Here is an 18843-nt window from a genome sequence, read left to right on the forward strand (position 1 = left end):
TGCCGGTCGTTCTGCTTGGTGCCCGAGCCGTGCGCGTTGACGTAGTCGACCTGCGATCCGTCGAGCCGGGAGTGCGCGAGGGCGGTGTTGATGGCCTCGGCCATCTCCAGTCCCTCGGTGGTCAGCCCGGTCATGTGGTAGGCGTTGCCGAACGTGGCGTAGCCGGATATCTCGCAGTAGACGGTCGCACCGCGGGCGCGGGCGTGCTCCAGCTCCTCCAGGATGAGGACGGCGCCGCCCTCGCCCATGACGAAGCCGTCCCGGCGGGCGTCGAACGGCCTGGAGGCGTGCTCCGGGTCGTCGTTGTTCGCCGAGGTCGCCTTGATCGCGTCGAAGCAGGCCACCGTGATGGGGGTGATCGGCGTGTCGGACGCGCCGGCGACGCAGATGTCCACGCGGCCCTCCTCCACGGAGTGGAAGGCGTAGCCGATCGCGTCGAGGCCGGAGGTGCAGCCGGTCGAGACCGTCTGCACGGGCCCGTGCGCGCCAACCTCCTCCGCGACCGCGGAGGCGAGGGTACTCGGCGCGAACGCCCGTTCGAGATGGGCGCCCGCCGGCCGGTGGTCGACGTCCCAGCGCGCCCCGCTGCCGCTGACGGCGACGTAGTCGTGCTCCAGGCGCGTGGTGCCGCCGACCGCGGTTCCGAGGGAGACCCCGATGCGCCAGGGGTCCTCCTTCTCGAGGTCGAGCCCGGCGTCACCGAGCGCCTCCCTGGCCGCCACCAGCGCGAACTGGATGTAGCGGTCGGAGCGGGCGATCAGGTCGGCGTCCAGGCCGTGCGCGACGGGATCGAAGTCGCACTCGGCGGCGATGCGCGAGCGGAACTCCGCCGGGTCGAACAGGGTGATGCCGCGTGTCGCCGTACGGCCGTTGGCGAGCAGGTCCCAGAAGGCCGGGGCGCCGATGCCGCCGGGTGCGACGACACCGACCCCGGTGACAGCCACGCGCCGGGTCATGAGGCGGCCCCCGTTCGTTCTGGCGGGGCGTAGCCGTCACTGGAGTCCGCCGTTTCCGTGACCTCGGTGTCCACGTGCCCGAGCTCGGGGCGGGGGGCCAGCGGGCCGAGGTGGAAGACCATGCGGGCCTCCACGTCCCCCACGTTGCGGAAGCGGTGGCGGACGTGCGGCGGGATCAGCAGGCCCTGGTCGGGCCGCATCGGGTGCGACTCGCCGTCCAGGTCCACTTCGAGGAGCCCGTCCACGACGTACACGAACTCCTCGGAGTACGGGTGGTAGTGCTCGCCGATGCGGTCGCCGGGGGCGACGATGGCCAGCCCCATGAAGCCGCTGGTGGCGCCCACCGCCGTGGGGGTGAGCATGGCGCGCAGGTCGCCTCCGCGCCTGCGGTTGGGCTGAGTCTCGCTGAGGTCCACGATGCGAGGCCGGTGGGTGGTCATGGCTGTTCTCCTCCAGGCACGTTGTGCGGTGGGACGGCAGCACGGGTCGGCCCCGCTGCCGTTGACGCATCAGGACTCGGCGGCCCGACGGTCGGTGATCAGGTTCATCTCGGCCTGCGCGAGGAAGCGCGCGGCCTCCTGGTCGTTCGTCGGCATGCCGTTCGCACCGCCGTCGAGCAGCCGGCCGAGCATGGCCGCCTTGCGGTGACCGCCGATGCCGAGCGCCTGGGTGGGCTGCGCGCCGAGCGGGCCGCTCACTTCGAGCAGCCGCACGACGATGTCGTCGCGCTGGAAGATCGTGCTGCTCTCGATCGGGCTCGACGCCTCGTTCGCCGCTTCCTCGTCCTGGCCGGCGAGCAGCCTGGCGAGTGCCATGCCGCAGCCTTCCTTGGCCTGGTAGAAGAGCGCGTGACGCTGGACATCGCCGGAGTCGTGCCGTCCGGCCGTCACGTGGTGGACGGTCGGGAGCGCGGCCCTGGTGAAGAACATCCGGGCGGAGTCGGGATCGCCGAGGTCGCGGTCCTGCTCCAGGTAGGGGTTGATGGCCTCCTCGACGGCCCTGACCTCGGGCTGACGGGAGACGTGGCGCAGAGCTGCCATGAGGTCGCCCTCGACCTCGACCGCTCGCACGACACGGTTGCCGTGCATGAAGAGCGAGGTGCGGCGCAGCCGGGTGTTCTCGTCGACGCGGGACTGCGGGGAGTCGTAGTCGGCGAGGATCTTCGCGACCATCTCCTCGGTGCCCGGCTTGACCGTGAAGGTGAGCGCGTGGCGTACGACGCCGTCGCCCAGCCGCGGAGCTGCCTGGAGGTTGCCCTTGGCAGCCGGTTCGGGCGTGCTCTCGAACGCCTTCCCGGTCTCCCGCAGAACGCTGAAGCGGAGGGAGCGGGTGTCACGCACGCAGCTGTGCAGCGGCTGCACCGTTGCCACGTGCTCCTCGCTGTTCACCCAGGCGAGGAACGGCGGCGCGCTCTCCCACTCACTGGTGATGAGCCACTGCGAGGGGTTCTCGATGGACTGGCACAGCTGGTCGCTGATGTGTCCGGGGATCGAGGCCACCTGGTTGCGCATGTGCTCGTACGCCTCGAGGAACTGGTTCTGGGCGCCGTCGTGCAGGTCCAGCAGCAGTATGACCCGGAGCCTCGAACCGTCGAAGGCGGACTGAGATATCCGTTCCGAGAGGGTTGTCATCTTTCGCTCTCCTTCGAGACGGTGCGGCGGCCACGTCCCGTGGCCCCTCGTCATCCGTCGGTTTCGGTGGAAGCGGCACAGGTCTCCGCCCGCCGGCGTGTGTGGTCCACCCCCGCATCGCGAGCAACGCTCCCGCGACTGATCGTGGAACGCTGGTACGGGCGGCGCGAGATTTATGAACCGTTCAGGTGAGGCGTCGGCCGAAGTCCGGCCGAAGGCCTCCGGCGAGGGCATGGACACTGCATCCGTCATGCGTCCGAGCTGGAGCAACTGATGAACGAGAACGTCGACCTCCGCGTACCGGTCCTCATCGTGGGCGGCTCCCTGGTGGGCCTGTCCACCTCCCTCTTCCTGAGCCGGCTCGGAGTCCGTCACCTGCTGGTGGAGAAACACAGCGACACCTCGACCCACCCGCGGGGGCGCGGGAACAACGTCCGCACGATGGAGGTGTTCCGGACCGCGGGGGCGGAGCAGCTGATCAGGGACGCCGCGTCCGTCCTGGCGGACAACCACGGAATCCTGCAGGCCGGATCGCTCACCGGCGACGACCAGGAGTGGCTGTTCAAGGAGATCGACCCGGGCGGCGGCATCGCCAGGTTCAGTCCGAGCGGCTGGTGCCTGTGCAGCCAGAACGACCTGGAGCCCGTGCTGGTCGACCACGCCCGGTCGCTGGGGAGCGAGCTGCGCTTCTCCACCGAGCTGCTCAGCTTCGAGCAGGACGCGGACGGGGTCACCGCCGTGATCAAGGACCGGGAGACCGGGGCCCACACCACGGTGCGTGCGGACTACCTCGTCGCGGCCGACGGGCCCCGCAGCCCGATCCGGGAGCAGCTGGGCATCGGCCAGACGGGTCCCGGTGACCTCTTCCACAACGTGAGCATCACGTTCCGCTCCCGGCGACTCGCCTCCGTGGTCGGTGACCGGCGCTTCATCGTCTGCTATCTCACGGCTCCGGACGCGGACGGGGCGCTGCTGCCCGTCGACAACGAGGAGCGGTGGGTGTTCCACGCGCCGTGGCAGCCGGACCGGGGCGAGACGCTGGAGGACTTCACCGACGAGCGGTGCGCGGACCACATCCGCAGGGCGGTCGGAGCACCGGACCTGGACATCGAGATCACGGGCAAGGCCCCGTGGCACGCCGCCGAGCGGGTCGCCGAACGGTACGGCGCCGGCCGGGTCTTCCTCGCCGGTGACTCGGCACACGAGATGTCCCCCACCGGGGCCTTCGGCTCGAACACCGGCATCCAGGACGCACACAACCTGGCCTGGAAGCTGGCTGCCGTGATCGGCGAGGTGGCGGGGCCCGGGCTTCTCGAGACGTACGAGGCGGAGCGGCTTCCGGTGGCGAAGGCCACGAGCGCGCGGGCGTCGGCCCGTTCGGGAGAGCACAGCCACCCGGGGTACGCCGGCTCACCCGGCCCCACCGGCGGCCGCAAGGGCGGCATGCTGACGGTCGCGCTCGGCTACCGCTACGTGCGGGGCGCCGTCCTGGACGTCGACCCCGGCCTCCCGGTGGTGCCGGACGGCATGAACCTTTCGGGCGAGCCCGGCACACGCGCACCGCACATGTGGCTCGGCCGCGACGGTGCCAGGGTCTCGACGCTGGACCTCTACGAGAAGTCGTTCGTGCTGCTGTCCGACGCCCGCCACCCGGACTGGCGTGCGGCGGCGGAGCAGGTGGCGAAGCGCCTGTCCGTCCCGCTGGAGGCGTTCGGGATCGGCACCGCCCCGGGCGCCGATCTGGAGCCCGAGGAGGGCGCCGACTGGGCCGCCTCCCACGGCACGTCCGACGAGGGCGCCGTACTGGTGCGCCCCGACGGATTCGTGGCCTGGCGTTCGGTGGGCGCGGCGGCGGACCCGGAGGCGACGCTGTACGAGGTCATGGTGACCCTGCTGCACCGCGGCTGAGGCGGAGGACGTACGGCCGGCGGGCCCCCAACGGGGCCCGTCAGCCGACGCCGAACGACTTGAGGGCGTCGAGGAACGCCTCCGGGTTGTCGGCGTGCACGAGGTGGCCGGCGTCCACGGAGGCGAAGCGCCCATCGGGTATCTGCCGTGCCATCCAGGCCAGTTGTTCCTGGTCTATGTGGCTGCGGTTCCCTCCGACGACGAGGGTGGGGGCGGTGATGTCGCCCAGGCACTCCCGGGCTGCCGGGTCCGGGGCGTTCAGCTGGGCGTCGATGGAGGGGACCACCTCCCAGTCGAAGTCGAGCTCTTCCGCCGGCCGTTCGGCCGGCGGACGGGGCGGGTCGAGCGGGAGCAGGGTCGGGGCGTCCTCGACGACCAGGGCGCCGATCAGCGCCGGGTGCCGCTCGGCGAGCAGCAGGGCTGCCGCGCCGCCCATGGAGTGCCCGATCACCGTGGCGCCGGAGAGGTTGCGGGCCTCCAGGAAGGCGTGCAGGTCGTCACGGAAGAATTCGAAGGAGTAGCGGCCGGGCCAGTCGCTGAGGCCGTGGCCCCGGAAGTCGAGCGCGTACACCCGGTGACGGGCCGCGAGCCGTTCGGCGATACCCGTCCAGTCCAGGCTGTTCCCGCCGCGACCGTGGGCGAGGACGACGGGCGGATCCGAGGGGTCACCCCAGGTGCGGTACGCGAGCCGGATCCCGCCCGCCTGCACACTGCGGACACCGGGGTCGAGGAAGGCCGCGACGGTCCGGACGAAGGCGCCGGGGCCGTCCATCCACGGGAAGTGGGCCGCGCCCCGCTGGACGGCGAACTCCGCGTGGGGGAAGAGCGCGGCGAGCTCCGCCGCGCGGTCGGGGGTGGGGCCGCCGTCGTACTCCCCCGCGAGGACGAGCACGGGCGCCGGCAGCTCGCGGAGTACGGCGACGGCGGCGTCGGTGTCGAGGCCGCCCTCCGGGTAGTAGAGCGAGCCTGCTTCCGCGTTGCGCTGCGCGGGTGATTCGGCGGCGTGGGCCTGGGCCGCGGCGTCCCAGCGTCCGTACATGAACGGCCGGATCCCCGCCCAGGTCGCGGGCGTGGCCCGTCCGGCCTGGATCTCGTCGAGCGCGGTCCTGGCCTCGGCGTACCAGGGTTCGTCCGCACGCAGCTCGGCGGCGTCGCAGCGGTCCTGGTCGGTGGCGGGGAGGCCCAGGATGCCCGTACCGGGGGTGACGAGGGTGAGGGAGCGCAGCCGCTGGGGGTACTTCGCCGCGTAGAGCGCCGCGAGTTCGCCGGAGGCGGAGTGGCCGAGCACGTCGGCCTGTTCGAGGCCGAGGTGCGCGCGGAGTGCTTCGACGTCCTCGACGAGCCGGTCGATCCGGTACGTGGACGGGTCCCGCGGGGCGGCGGAGTCGCCGGTGCCCCGCAGGTCGAGCAGCACCAGTTGGCGCACCCGGGACAGACCGCCGAGGTCGCCGAAGTAGCGGGCCGCCCGCATGGGGCCGCCGGGCAGGCAGATCAGCGGTTCGCCCTCGCCCATCAGGTGATAGGCGAGTTCGGTTCCGTCGTACGTGCTGAAGATCGGCATACAGTCATCCAAACAGGGCGGGCGGTGCTTCGCGGGTGCGTACGCCCAGAGCGAATCAGGTGATGACGGCGGCCCACCAGACGCGGGGCAGCCGTCCTGCGGGCATCGTGGCCGTCCAGCGGGCACGGTGGGCGGGCGCCGGGCCGTGCACACGGTGATCGGGCGCCAGGGCCCAGGGTGCCGGACGCGGCCGGACGCCGGCCGTCCGGGCGGCCCGGGCCGGGGGTTCGACCAGGAGTTATCCACAGGCGCACCGCACACCTTGCCAGAACCCCCCGCCTCCTGAATTACTGCTCCCAGGAGGCGACCGAATGGTCGGTCGCCGGTCGGCGAGGGGATGATCCGTATGACCGCGCTGCTTGACGCCGGCGAGCGGCTCGGCCGCGACGAGCTCGAAGCCCTGCAGCTGGAGCGGCTCCGGGCCACGCTGCGGCATGCCTACGAGAACGTCGGTTTCTACCGCGCGGCCTTCGAGAAGGCGGGGTTGCACCCCGAGGACTGCCGCACGCTCGCCGACCTCTCCCGTTTCCCGTTCACCGTCAAGGCCGACCTGCGGGACAACTACCCGTTCGGGATGTTCGCCGTTCCCGAGGACCGGGTGCGGCGGATCCATGCCTCCAGCGGCACGACCGGCCGGCCCACGGTGGTGGGGTACACCGAGCGGGATCTGGACACGTGGGCGGACGTGGTCGCGCGGTCGATCAGGGCGGCGGGCGGGCGCACGGGCCACAAGGCCCATGTGGCGTACGGGTACGGGCTGTTCACCGGAGGACTCGGCGCCCATTACGGGGCGGAGCGGCTCGGCTGCACCGTCATTCCGGCGTCCGGGGGGATGACGGCGCGCCAGGTGCAGCTGATCCAGGACTTCCGGCCCGAGATCATCATGATCACGCCCTCGTACATGCTGACCCTTCTGGACGAGTTCGAGCGCCAGGGGGTGGATCCGCGGTCGACGTCGCTGAAGGTGGGGATATTCGGCGCCGAGCCGTGGACGGAGCAGATGCGCGGCGAGATCGAGGAGCGGTTCGCCATCGACGCGGTCGACATCTACGGGCTGTCGGAGGTGATGGGCCCGGGGGTGGCGCAGGAGTGCGTCGAGACCAAGGACGGGCTGCACATCTGGGAGGACCATTTCTACCCGGAGGTCGTCGACCCGTTCACGGGTGAGGTCCTGCCGGACGGGGAGGAGGGCGAGCTGGTCTTCACGTCGCTCACCAAGGAAGCCATGCCGGTGATCCGCTACCGGACCCGTGATCTGACGCGGCTGCTGCCGGGCACGGCGCGTGTCTTCCGCAGGATGGAGAAGGTCACCGGGCGCAGTGACGACATGGTGATCCTGCGAGGGGTGAATCTCTTCCCCACGCAGATCGAGGAGATCGTGCTGCGGACACCGGGCGTGGCACCGCACTTCCAGCTGCGGCTGACGCGGCAGGGACGGATGGACGCGCTGACCGTGCGCGCGGAGGCACGAACCGGAGCCTCCACGGCTGAGCGCGAAGCGGCCGCCCGGTCCATAGCGGCGGCCGTGAAGGACGGGGTCGGCGTGAGCGTCGAGGTCGAGATCGTCGATCCGGAGACCTTGGAGCGGTCGGTCGGCAAGATCAAGCGGATCGTCGATCTGAGGGAGGCTCGCTGAGGGCGGCCTCAGCGGCAGTCCGAGCCGGGGACGGTGGGGCTGGGGACGGTGGGGCCGGGGACGGCGAAGGGACGGTGGCGCCGGTCGGGGCCGGCTGAGGGAGCGGCTTCGGTACGGCGAGCTCCTGGAGGCCGCTCCGGGGGGTCAGCGCGTGGCGGTCATGGCTGCGAAGAGCACGACGTTGTCCTGGTAGCCGGACTTCTTGTCGTACGGGCCTCCGCAGGTGATCACCCGAAGTTCGGGCCGGCTGGAGGGGCCATAGACCTTCTCGTCGGGGAAGTCGGCCTTGTCGTAGACCCCGACGGCGTAGACGGTGAACACGGCGATGCGCCCGTCGGCCCGGATGATGTCGACGGTGGCGCCCTTGCGCACGGAACCCAGCCCGTGGAAGACACCGGGCCCCATGCTGGTGTCGACGTGGCCGGTCGTGACGGCGGTGCCGACGGCTCCGGGAACCGTGCCGCCGGCGTACCAGCCCGCGAGTACGGGGTTGTTGTCGGGCGGGGGGACGAGAGCGCCGGTCGCGTTCAGAGCGAGCTTCATCATGGGCGCGTCCACCTTGATGGCCGGGATCCGCAGCCGGAGCGGTGTCGAGGGCGGGAGCGGCCGTACGGCGGGGATGGAGGAGACCGGGCGGGGCGCGGTGGTGCGGCCGGATGGGGGGCCGGCGGAGGGCGAGCCCGACGGGCCGGCCGGGGCAGGGGCCGGGGGGATCGTCAGGGCGGGGCCGGTCCACAGGGGGGCCAGGGGGGCGGGGCGGTAAGGCGGTCGGGACAGCGGCGCCGGAGTCGTGGAGGGCCGGCGCAGATAGGAGGGCGGCTCGGGGGCCTGAGGTTCCCCGGACAGGTAGAGGGGAGCACCCGCAGGGCCGGAGACCTGCCGGGCGCCGGGCCCTTGGGGAGCGCTGCCGGCGGGGGACGCGGTGGCGGACGGCACGGGGGCGGACGGCACGCGGGCTGCTGTTCCGGCGGCCGAGGCCGCGGCCGACGCGGGGGCCGAGGCGGTGGCCGCGCTTCCGGCGGCCGGCGGCTGGGGCGGCCGGTCGTCGCGCAGGCCGCTCATCACCAGTGCTGTGCCCGCCACCAGGGCCCAGACGAGGTGCTTGACCGCCGGGAACGACGGGGGTGCCGTACTGGGGGTACGCCCGGATTCCATCGTGTGCCTCTGCTTCCGCGTGTGCCTCCGCCTCGCAGCGGGTGGGGAGGGGGGCGTCCTCGGGCCCGGTCGGGACGGTGTCCGGGCCCGAGGACGTACGGCGGCCGTGCGCCGTACGGTCAGGAACGGGCCGCTGTGGCCGTCCTGCGGCGCATCCGGACCACTCCCCCGGCGGCGGCCGCGGCGAGCAGCACACTGCCCGCGGCGAGCTGCGTGCCCTGGTCGGTGGGGGCGCCGAAGCCCGCGTCCACCCCGCCGGAGGGGGCGCGCTCGACGATCCGGTACGTGTCCGTGATCCTGGTCCGCGGCGGGCACTTCACCGTGACGGTGTCCGTGCCCGGCCGGGTGCCCGGCGGGATGTCGAAGACGCCGACGAGGACACCCGCCCGGTCGCCCGCGAAGAGGTGGAAGGCCCCTCCCGCCTGGGACGTCCCCTTGCCGTAGGTCTCCTTGCCGCAGGCCCCGGTGGTGACGGTGACCTGCGAGCCCGGCGTGGCCGCCGCCGGGGTGATGCGAATGGTCTGTTCACCGGAAGGGCCGGCCGCCGCTTCCGCGGCCGGAGCCACGAGCGCGAGAGAACCTACGGCCAGACAGATACCCGCAACGATGCGTGTGTTGCGCATGTGGATCCTCCAACGGGAGCAGGGTCCGGCCCGTCTGCGCGGCACCTCTGCTGTGCTCCGTTGTCGAGGCAACCGACAGTCCGTCACCCCCGCAACACGCCTCCGCCGCTCCCGTCACCCGGCCGGTCCCGCCACCTCGCCGCCCTGGCGCCCGTTTCCCCAGGTCACCTCTTTCCGGCCCGGGAGCTGAGGAGGTATCACACCCAGGACGGCGAACGGCGTAAGCAGGCTGCCGCGACCAGCGTCGGCGGCGGCCCACTGTCCGCCGCCAGGTCCGGGGAACAGGCTCAGCTGCTCGTGCCCGGCGCCGGGGCGACGGGCTCCTGAACCTTCGCGGTCCCGGATGCCTCGGCTCTCGAAGTCGCGGTCCGGGATGCCTCGGCCTCGGATGCTTCGGTCCCGGAGAACCGGTCGCGCAGCTCTCGCTTGAGGATCTTGCCGCTGGCGTTGCGCGGGAGTTCACCGACGAACAGGACCCGCTTCGGCGCCTTGAAGTGGGCGAGTGCGTCGCGGGCGTGCTCGATGAGATCGGACTCCGAGGCCTCACCGCGGAGCACCACGACCGCGGTGACCGCTTCGATCCAGCGCTCGTCGGGCAGTCCCACCACGGCCGCCTCGGCCACCGCGGGATGCGTGTAGAGAGCATCCTCGACCTGCCGGGAGGCGACGAGCACGCCGCCCGAATTGATGACGTCCTTCACCCGGTCGACGACCGTGAAGTAGCCCTCCGGGTCGCGTACGGCGAGGTCGCCGGAGTGGAACCAGCCGTCGCGGAATGCCTCCGCACTCTCCTCCGGCTTGTCCCAGTACCCCCGGCACAGCTGCGGGGAGCGGTAGACCACTTCGCCCGCCGTTCCGTCCGGCACCTCCGTGCCGTCCTCGTCGACCACCTTCGCCTCGACGAAGAGCACGGGACGCCCGCAGGAGTCCATCCGCCCCTCGTGCTCGTCGGGTCCGAGGACGGTGGCGAGGGGGCCGATCTCGCTCTGGCCGAAGCAGTTGTAGAAGGCCAGCTCCGGCAGCCGCTCGCGCAGTCGTTCCAGCACGGGCACGGGCATGATCGACGCGCCGTAGTAGGCCTTGCGCAGGGATCCGAGGTCGCGGGTCGCGAACTCGGGGTGGTTGGCGAGTCCGATCCAGACGGTCGGCGGCGCGAAGAGGCTGTCCGCCCGGCCCGCCTCGACCAGGTCGAAGATCCGGACGGCGTCCGGGGCGTCGAGGATGGTGTTCTCGGCGCCCACCGCGAGGTACGGCAGCAGGAACACATGCATCTGGGCGGAGTGGTAGAGGGGCAGCGAGTGCACCGGCCGGTCGGTGGCCCGCAGGTCGAGGGCGGTGACGGCACTGACGTACTCGTGGACCAGCGCTCCGTGCGTCATCATCGCGCCCTTGGGCTGGGCGGTCGTCCCGGAGGTGTAGAGCAGCTGGACCAGGTCGTCGGCGCCGGGTTCGCGTTCGGGGGTGAAGGGGCGCGGGGTGGCCAGTTCGTCCAGGAGGGAGTCCGGTGCGTCGCGCAGGGCCCGCACGGTGTGGCCCGCCGGGACGCGCGGCGCGAGACCGGGGTCGGTGAGGACGAGCGCGCTGCCGGACTGGCCGAGGATGTACGCCAGGTCCTCGCCGGTGAGGTTCTGGTTGACCGGAACATGGATCAGTCCGGCCCGGGCGCAGGCCAGATAGGCGATCAGGTACACGTCCGAGTTGTGGGCGTAGGAGGCCACGCGGTCGCCGGGGCGCAGTCCGTGCGCCTCGGTCAGCACCGCGGCCGCCGTGCTGACCGCCTCGTCCAGGGCGGCGTAGGTCCATGACCGCTCGGCGTACCGCACGGCGGTGCGCCCGGGGGTGCGCCGTGCGCTGCGGGTCAGGACGCCGTCCACTGTGCTGCTGCGTACACCTGTCATGGCGTGATCCTGGGCGGCGGGTCGCCGGGGGTCAAGAGCCCGGAGCGCCCGTGTCGGCCCCCGCCTCCGCGCGGCCGGCCGTTCGGCGTCGTACACCGGGTCCACCCCGGTCAGCTGACGGTTCGTCAAATTCTTTGTCCTGCGAGGGGTCCCACGGGCGGCGGCGGTGACAGTACCCTCTGCTCCGGCAGGAAGTTTCACCACCGTACGATATTTCGAAAGTTACTTTCACGCGGGTGCTTTCGACATGAGGGGAAGGGGTTCCGGATGACCGGAGACGTGTCGGGACGGGGAATGAGCCGTCGGGGGCTGGGCGGCGGGATACTGGCCCTGGGCGGAGCGTTCGCCCTCGCTCCGATCCCCTTCGCGGGTGCTGCGGGAGCGGCGGCCGGCGCCGGGCGGGTGACGCAGCAGCCCGGCGGTACAGCATCGGGAACCGGGACGGGTATGGGATCAGGACGGGGCGGACCGACCCTGCGCCGCGGGTCGGCCGCACGGGCCGGGCTGCTGCCGGACCAGCTCGACCTGCTCGTCTCGGACGCGGAGAAGTACCTCGCCGACTCCCCCGCGCACCCCTGGTACGCGGGCGCGGTCCTGCTGGCCGGCCGGGGCGGCACCGTCGCCCTGCACCGGCCCATCGGCCACGCCGTGCGCTATGCGGCGTACGACGAGGCGACCGACACCGGCGTGGAGTTTCCGCCGGACCAGCAGATCGCGATGGCCGAGGACACGGTCTTCGACCTGGCCTCGGTGTCCAAGCTGTTCACCTCGATCCTCGCCGTGCAGCAGATCGAGCGGGGCGCGCTGGAGCTGGAGGCGCCGGTCGCGTCCTACCTCCCCCATTTCGCCGGCGGCGGCAAGCAGGACATCACGGTCCGTCAGCTGCTGACGCACACCTCGGGCTTCCGGGCCTGGATCCCGCTCTACTCGGAGCCGACCCGCGAGGGGAAGCTGCGCATGCTCTGGGACGAGGTCCCGGCCTCGCCTCCCGGTACGGCGTACCTCTACTCCGACCTCAACCTGATCTCGCTCCAGCTGATCCTGGAGAAGATCACCGGTCGCACCGAGGACGCCCTGCTCCGCGACGAGATCACCGCTCCACTCGGGATGCACCGCACCCGGTACAACCCGCCCGCCTCCTGGAAGCCGAAGATCGCGGCCACCGAGGATGCCCGGCTGCCCTGGTCGGGGCTGGAGCGCGGGCTGGTGTGGGGCGAGGTCCATGACGAGAACGCGTACAGCCTGGGAGGGGTCGCCGGTCACGCGGGGGTCTTCTCCTGCGCCTGGGATCTGGCCGTGCTGGCCCGCGCCCTGCTCAACGGCGGGAGTTACGGCTCGGCGCGGATCCTGTCCGAGAAGTCCGTGGAGCTGCTGTTCACGGACTTCAACACCGCGTTCCCCGGAGACGAGCACGGTCTGGGCTTCGAGCTCTACCAGCACTGGTACATGGGCGCGATGGCCACGCCGCGCACCGCGGGCCACACGGGGTTCACCGGGACGAGCCTGGTCCTCGATCCGACCACGGACTCGTTCCTGATCGTCCTGGGCAACTCCGTCCATCCCGTACGCAGCTGGCGTTCCGGCAGTGCTCCGCGGGTCGCGACGGCCAACCGGATGGCGCGCGCGGTGCCCGTCAGGCCGTCGCGGGGCCGTACCGCCTGGTTCTCCGGCATGGCGAGCGCCTCCACCGCGACGCTCACGCTGCCCGCGCTGCGCCCGGCGTCCTCACGCCCGTCACTGAGCTGCGCCTTGTGGTGGGACACCGAGCCGGCCTCGGACGTCCTCCGCCTGGAGGCCTCGTCGGACTCCGGGACGACATGGCGGCCCGTACCCTTCACCACCGTACCGACGCAGGGTGACCGGCCCAGGGAGTCGACGCCCCACCCGGACGGCTCGGTCTCGGGCTGGTCGGGGCGCGTCTGGCACCGGCTCGAGGCGGACCTGAAGGCATGGCGGGGCACCGAGGTGCAACTCCGCTGGCGTTACGTCACCGACCAGTTGTACGTCGGGCGCGGGGTGTACGTGGACGGGGTGCGGGTCGAGGACGCCGGCCGTACGCTCTTCGACGACGGCAGGCCGCGTGACGCCGGGCGCGTGGAGGCGACGGGGTGGACCGTCTCCTCCGACTGATTCCGCCGTCCGGTTCCTCCGGCTGATTCCGGCGGCTGATTCCTCCGGCTGATCCCTCCGGCCGGGCGGGTCCGGCTGGTTGGATGGCCGGCATGAACGGAACCCAGTCCATAGAGAGCCCGTGGGGCGTGTCGGTGTTCGGGGCGGCGAGCGTGGATGCCGCGCCCGACCTGGCACGCCTCCGCGTCGCGATATCGCAGACCAGGAACAAGCCGGGCGAGGCGTTCGCCGCCACCCGGAGCGGGGTGAACGCGATCCGGGAGGTCCTGCGCGGGCACGAGGTGCCGGAGTCCGCCGTGTCCACGTCGAGGCTGAACCTGTCGTCGCAGTGGAATTACGGCACCGAGCGCACGTTCGCCGGTTATGAGTGCACGGCCTCGTTCGTGATCGAACTCCGTGAGCTGGACACGCTGGAGACGGTCCTCATCGACGTCGTGGAGGCCGGGGCCAACGAGGTCCAGGGCGTCGAGTTCGACGTGCGCTCGAAGAAGGAGCTGCGCGCCCGTGCCCGCACGGCGGCCGTGGCGGCGGCGCGGGAGAAGGCGGCCCTGTACGCGGAGGCGGCCGGTGCGCAGCTCGGGCCCGTCATCCACATCAAGGACGTGGACGCCGAGCAGGTGCAGAACTACCGCGGCCACAGCAGCCCCCGGGGCGGTGATGGCGGTGGCGAGGGCGATCTGACGCCCGGCAAGGTGACCGTGTCCGCGGGGGTCGTCCTCGGCCTCTCGCTCATCGGCGGCTGAGCACACGCGCCACGGCGCGACGACGGGCGCGGGCCCCCGGCGGGGGCCCGCGCCTTCCCATTTCCCGCGCCCCCGCGCTCCCGCACCCCGCACCCCCGCTCCCCCGCTCCCCCGGAGGTCCGTTTCCCCACCCCAGGAGCGGTTCGAAAGTTTCGCCTCGCGATGTGAACACATTTCGTCGTGACCGAGTCGGACGAGTGCGATCTTCCCGAGTCCAACCCTGAACGCGCGTGCAGTACGCACCTCTCCGCAGGCCAGGCCGTCAACACCCCTCATATGAGCGGCTGTTCACTCGGAAATGTTTCGGAAATGCGACGTTGACGTGACTTCCCGTGAAGCGCATACTCTCCCTCGCTCCCCTTGTTCCACAGCTCTTCCCTCCGTCGGCCGACGCCCTTCCCCCGCGTCCGCAGACGGCCGCACAGCACCTCGAACGGTCCGAATCCCCCTGTCCGGGCGTCCGGTTCGACACGCCCGGCAACCGGAAGAAGAGGCTGGAAACGTGATGGCCCAGAATCCCCACGGCGAAGCTCCCGCCCGCCCGTTCCTGCCGGCCCGCGGCAGACGGGCCCTGTCCTTCGTCACGGCGGGCGTGCTCGCCGCAGCCGGTGTCGTCGCGCTCGCCGGCAACGCCCAGGCCGTCGGCGCCCTCGGCGACGCCGCGGCCGCCAAGGGCCGCTACTTCGGCACGGCGGTGGCCGCCAACCACCTCGGCGAGGCGGCGTACGCGTCGACGCTGGACGCCCAGTTCGACTCGGTCACCCCCGAGAACGAGATGAAGTGGGACGCCGTCGAGAGCTCCCGCAACTCGTTCAGCTTCTCGGCGGCCGACCAGATCGTCAGCCACGCGCAGACCAAGGGGATGAAGGTCAGGGGCCACACCCTCGTGTGGCACTCGCAGCTCCCGGGCTGGGTGAGCGGTCTGTCCGCCACCGAGCTCCGTTCCGCCATGAACAACCACATCACCCAGGTGATGACCCACTACAAGGGCAAGATCCACTCGTGGGACGTGGTGAACGAGGCGTACCAGGACGGGAGCAGCGGCGCACGGCGCAGTTCGCCGTTCCAGGACAAGCTCGGCAACGGCTTCATCGAGGAGGCGTTCCGCACCGCTCGTACGGTCGATGCCGGCGCCAAGCTCTGCTACAACGACTACAACACCGACGGTCAGAACGCGAAGAGCAACGCGGTCTACGACATGGTGAAGGACTTCAAGCAGCGCGGCGTGCCGATCGACTGCGTCGGTTTCCAGTCGCACTTCAACAGCAACTCGCCCGTCCCCTCCGACTACCAGGCCAATCTGCAGCGCTTCGCCGATCTCGGTGTCGATGTGCAGATCACCGAGCTGGACATCGAGGGCTCCGGATCGGCGCAGGCCGCGAACTACACCAAGGTCGTGAACGCCTGCCTGGCGGTCACCCGGTGCACCGGCCTGACCGTCTGGGGGGTCACGGACAAATACTCGTGGCGCAGCAGCGGCACCCCGTTGCTCTTCGACGGTGACTACAACAAGAAGCCGGCGTACGACGCGGTGCTGGCGGCGCTCGGCGGGTCGAGCGGTGGCGGTGACGACGGCGGTGAGGACGGCGGCGGCACCGGTGCCTGCACGGCGACGTACTCCCAGACCTCGACCTGGAACGGCGGGTACAACGGCGAGGTGACCGTGAAGGCCGGCGGTTCGGGCATCACCACCTGGACGGTCCCGGTGACCGTCCCCTCGCCCCAGAAGGTCTCGGCCGTCTGGAACGGCACGCCCACCACGTCGGGCGACGTGATGACGGTCAGGCCCGCCTGGAACGGGACCCTGGCGGCCGGTGCCTCGACGAGCTTCGGGTTCACCGTCACGACGAACGGCAACACGTCGGCCCCCGTCGTCGGCGCCTGCACCGCCTCCTGACCACCCCCCACGGCCTCCGCCCCGCCCGGGCTTCCGACCGGGCGGGGCGGAGCACTGCCGGTGCGGTCAGCCGGCGGCGGAGGGGCCGCTGCCGGTGGCGGCGAGTGCCGGGGCGGTGGACGCGGCGAGGACGGCCCCGGCCGGGACACCAGCCCCCTCCGGTGCCGGCGCCGGTGCCGGTGCCGTCGATTCGCGTACCACCAGCCGGGGCCTGATCAGCAGCGAACGTCCTGCGGCAGGGGCGGAGTCGATCCGGGCCCGCAACTGCTGGAAGGTCTCCGCGGCCATCTCCGGAAGCGGCTGGCGGACCGTGGTGAGCGGCGGTTCGAAGAGGTCGGCGAGCAGGATGTCGTCGAAGCCGACCACCGAGACGTCCCGTCCCGCGGCGCGCCCGGCGTCCTTGGCGCCCCGGCAGATGCCGATCGCGCACATGTCGTTGATCGCGACGAAGCCGGTGGGCGGGTCGGCCCGGGCGAGGAGCTCCCTGGCGGCGTTCCGGCCCAGTTCCGCCGCGTCCTTGTCGCCGAACTCGGTGGTGTCCGCACCGGGCCACACGATCGCCCCGGCCGGATCGATTCCCGCCGCCTCCAGGGCCGAACGGAAGCCCCGTAGCCGCTCACGCCGGTTCACACTGTGGACGGAGCCGGAGACGAAGGCCAGCTTCCGGTGGCCCAGTTCGATCAGATGACGGGTGGCGAGCTCGGCCCCCATCGCGTTGTCCACACTGATGCTGGCCAGGGACGACGGGTCGCCCGCCTGCGCCGTCCGGTCGAAGGCCACCATCTTGAGCCCCCTGCCCAGCAGGGGCGTCATGTGGTCCAGCGAGGGCAGCGAGGAGCAGAGCACCACCCCGCTCACCCCGTCGGCGAGCAGCTCCTCGCCGTACTTCAGCTCCCTGGCGGGGTCGCGCTCGCTGTTGCAGAGCAGTACGTGGTAGCCCTCGGCCAGCGCGATGGCCTCCAGCTCCCTGGCCAGCGCCCCCCAGAACGGGTTGGCGACGGACGGCACGATCAGGCCGATGACCTTGATCCGGCCCGTGCGGAGCATGCGGGCCGCCCGGTTGGGGCGGTAGTTGAGCTGCTCGATCGCCTGCTCCACGCGAGCCAGGGTGGCCGCCTGCATACGGTCGGTCCGCCCGTTGAGGACGTTGGAGACCGTGCTCGCCGAGACCCCTGCGGTCTCCGCGACCTGATGGATCGTTACCCCGCTCATGCCACCTCCGGTTCGGAACGCACTGCCCAGCCTAGTGTACCGATTTACTGAACTCACTCCACCGGTACACCCGTTAACATCCCTGAAAATTCTTGTGCATCAGCTGTTGACGCCACTCTCAAGGCGTTCCTAGCATCACTGCATCGATTTACCAGCACTTCCCAGCCATCTTGGGGACGTCAATGCTGGATCGATCCACCGCTCCACCTCAAAAGGGGTGTCCCATGGAACTCAACCGACGGTCCGTGCTCGCCGCGATCGGCGCGGGCACCGCCGCCGCCGCTCTCGCAGGCTGTGGCGGCGGCGCGTCGTCCGCCGGCTCGGCCGACGGCCCGGCCGAGGGCGAGATCACGCTGCTCACACCGATCTACGAAGGCGCCGACGGGAAGACACTGCTGGAGAAGAAGATCCTCGGCGGGTTCCGGAAGAAGTATCCGGACGTCAAGGTGAACGTGGACTACACGACGTACGCGCAACTCAACGAGAAGATCACCACCGGCCTGGCCGGCGGGCTGCTGCCCGACGTGCTGATGATGGGCGTCGGCTGGATCCCCCCGTTCGCGGCGAAGAAGGCGATCGCCGAGCTGCCGGAGACGCTGGCCTCCGCGCACGACTACGAGAAGCGCGTGCTGGAGCCCTCGCGCTACGACGGGAAGCTCTACGCCCTACCCGTCGTCCTCGACACCCGCATCGTCGTCTACCGCAAGGACCACTTCGCCGAGGCCGGGGTGAGGAAGACGCCGGCGAACTGGTCCGAACTCCGCGCCGTCGCCAAGCAGCTGACCCGGGACGGCCGAGTCGGCTTCGACCCGTTCTCCATCGACCTGCGCCAGTGCTGGGAGACGTTCCTCTTCGCCAACGGCGGTGAGCTGTTCAGCGCCGACGGGAAGAAGGTCCTGTTCACCGGCGCCCGCGGGGTGGAGGCCCTCCAGCTCTTCAAGGACCTGGTCAAGGACGGTTCTGCCGACTACGCCAGGAAGACGGACGCCGGCGCCCCCTCCAACGTCCAGACCGGCAAGGCGTCGATGATGATGACGACCAGCGCCCTGTGGGTCCAGGTGAAGGAGCAGAACCCCGACCTCATCGAGGACGACAAGCTCGGCTCGTTCGTGCTCGCCAACCGCAGGCCCGCCATGCTCCAGGGCGGCACCCTCGTCACGCAGGCCGCACGCTCCAGGCACCCGGCGGCGGCGCGGGCGCTCGTCGAGTACCTCGCCACGCCCGACTCGATCCTCGGGGCCGCCGAGCAGCGTGGTTCGGTGCCCGGTCTGAGCGACCTCGACGACACCGGATACGTCAAGGAGAACCAGTTCGTCGATCTCTCCCTGAAGAACCTCCAGCACGCCTTCTCCGAGGGCGGGACCGCGGCCTGGATGGAGATCCGGGAAAAGATCAAGCCGACGCTGGAGCCCGCGATCGTCGGCGACCAGTCCGCGAAGGACGCCATCGCGGAGCTCGGCCGTCTCGCCGAGGCCGCCATCGGCCGGATGTGA

14 protein-coding genes are annotated in these 18843 nt (G+C 71.3%); 6 read left to right on the plus strand and 8 right to left on the minus strand.

Annotated features, from left to right (window positions below; genetic code table 11):
• The 3 genes from JKV81_RS29085 to JKV81_RS29095 form a co-directional block, all read right to left on the minus strand.
• The coding region (locus tag JKV81_RS29085) for a beta-ketoacyl-[acyl-carrier-protein] synthase family protein (RefSeq protein WP_202078615.1) at window positions 1–956 on the minus strand (956 nt) is incomplete at its 3' end.
• Window positions 953–1396: a cupin domain-containing protein gene (locus tag JKV81_RS29090; RefSeq protein WP_099171227.1), complete on the minus strand. Its 444-nt coding sequence runs from the start codon at window positions 1394–1396 to the stop codon at window positions 953–955. The genes JKV81_RS29085 and JKV81_RS29090, both read right to left, overlap by 4 nt.
• Before the next feature lie 69 nt (window positions 1397–1465).
• Window positions 1466–2587, minus strand: coding sequence for a TcmI family type II polyketide cyclase (locus JKV81_RS29095; protein WP_129260500.1), 1122 nt, complete (start codon window positions 2585–2587; stop codon window positions 1466–1468).
• A gap of 273 nt (window positions 2588–2860) precedes the next feature.
• Here JKV81_RS29095 and JKV81_RS29100 point away from each other — a divergent pair, with 273 nt between their 5' ends.
• A complete protein-coding gene (locus JKV81_RS29100; RefSeq protein ID WP_129260501.1) occupies window positions 2861–4495 on the plus strand; it encodes an FAD-dependent oxidoreductase in 1635 nt (544 codons plus the stop codon).
• Window positions 4496–4535: 40 nt separating this feature from the next.
• Here JKV81_RS29100 and JKV81_RS29105 read toward each other — a convergent pair whose 3' ends face one another.
• Window positions 4536–6056 carry an alpha/beta fold hydrolase gene (locus JKV81_RS29105; RefSeq protein WP_129260502.1) on the minus strand — a complete coding sequence of 507 codons (1521 nt, stop codon included), beginning with the start codon at window positions 6054–6056 and terminating at the stop codon, window positions 4536–4538.
• A 346-nt stretch (window positions 6057–6402) separates the two neighbouring features.
• On the opposite strand from JKV81_RS29105, the gene paaK reads away from it, so the two are divergent.
• Window positions 6403–7692 (plus strand): phenylacetate--CoA ligase PaaK, encoded by a 1290-nt coding sequence (gene paaK / locus JKV81_RS29110; protein ID WP_129260503.1) that lies wholly within the window; start codon window positions 6403–6405, stop codon window positions 7690–7692.
• Between the two features lie 144 nt (window positions 7693–7836).
• Here paaK and JKV81_RS29115 read toward each other — a convergent pair whose 3' ends face one another.
• The 3 genes from JKV81_RS29115 to JKV81_RS29125 form a co-directional block, all read right to left on the minus strand.
• Window positions 7837–8847 carry a class F sortase gene (locus JKV81_RS29115; protein WP_202078617.1) on the minus strand — a complete coding sequence of 337 codons (1011 nt, stop codon included), beginning with the start codon at window positions 8845–8847 and terminating at the stop codon, window positions 7837–7839.
• 119 nt (window positions 8848–8966) lie between these two features.
• Window positions 8967–9470, minus strand: coding sequence for a GVDTG sorting domain-containing protein (locus tag JKV81_RS29120; protein WP_202078619.1), 504 nt, complete (start codon window positions 9468–9470; stop codon window positions 8967–8969).
• Between the two features lie 287 nt (window positions 9471–9757).
• Complete coding sequence (locus JKV81_RS29125; RefSeq protein ID WP_236058065.1) at window positions 9758–11368, minus strand: acyl-CoA synthetase; 1611 nt, start codon at window positions 11366–11368, stop codon at window positions 9758–9760.
• A 267-nt stretch (window positions 11369–11635) separates the two neighbouring features.
• Between JKV81_RS29125 and JKV81_RS29130 the strand changes: the two genes are divergently transcribed.
• The 3 genes from JKV81_RS29130 to JKV81_RS29140 all read left to right on the plus strand — a co-directional run bounded on the left by JKV81_RS29130 (window position 11636) and on the right by JKV81_RS29140 (window position 16138).
• On the plus strand, window positions 11636–13498 hold the full coding sequence (locus JKV81_RS29130) for a serine hydrolase domain-containing protein (protein WP_202078621.1): 1863 nt from the start codon (window positions 11636–11638) through the stop codon (window positions 13496–13498).
• A 92-nt stretch (window positions 13499–13590) separates the two neighbouring features.
• Entirely contained in the window at window positions 13591–14241 is a 651-nt protein-coding gene (locus JKV81_RS29135; protein ID WP_164992649.1) for an SIMPL domain-containing protein, read from the plus strand.
• Window positions 14242–14746: 505 nt separating this feature from the next.
• Window positions 14747–16138 carry a glycoside hydrolase family 10 protein gene (locus JKV81_RS29140; protein WP_202078623.1) on the plus strand — a complete coding sequence of 464 codons (1392 nt, stop codon included), beginning with the start codon at window positions 14747–14749 and terminating at the stop codon, window positions 16136–16138.
• 66 nt (window positions 16139–16204) lie between these two features.
• Here the strand turns inward: JKV81_RS29140 and JKV81_RS29145 are convergent, their stop codons facing one another.
• Entirely contained in the window at window positions 16205–17350 is a 1146-nt protein-coding gene (locus tag JKV81_RS29145; RefSeq protein WP_236058067.1) for a LacI family DNA-binding transcriptional regulator, read from the minus strand.
• A 224-nt stretch (window positions 17351–17574) separates the two neighbouring features.
• Here JKV81_RS29145 and JKV81_RS29150 point away from each other — a divergent pair, with 224 nt between their 5' ends.
• Window positions 17575–18843: an ABC transporter substrate-binding protein gene (locus JKV81_RS29150; RefSeq protein WP_202078625.1), complete on the plus strand. Its 1269-nt coding sequence runs from the start codon at window positions 17575–17577 to the stop codon at window positions 18841–18843.

Origin of the sequence: Streptomyces silvae, assembly GCF_016745505.1 — a bacterium.
GTDB classification, from domain to species: Bacteria; Actinomycetota; Actinomycetes; order Streptomycetales; family Streptomycetaceae; genus Streptomyces; species Streptomyces silvae.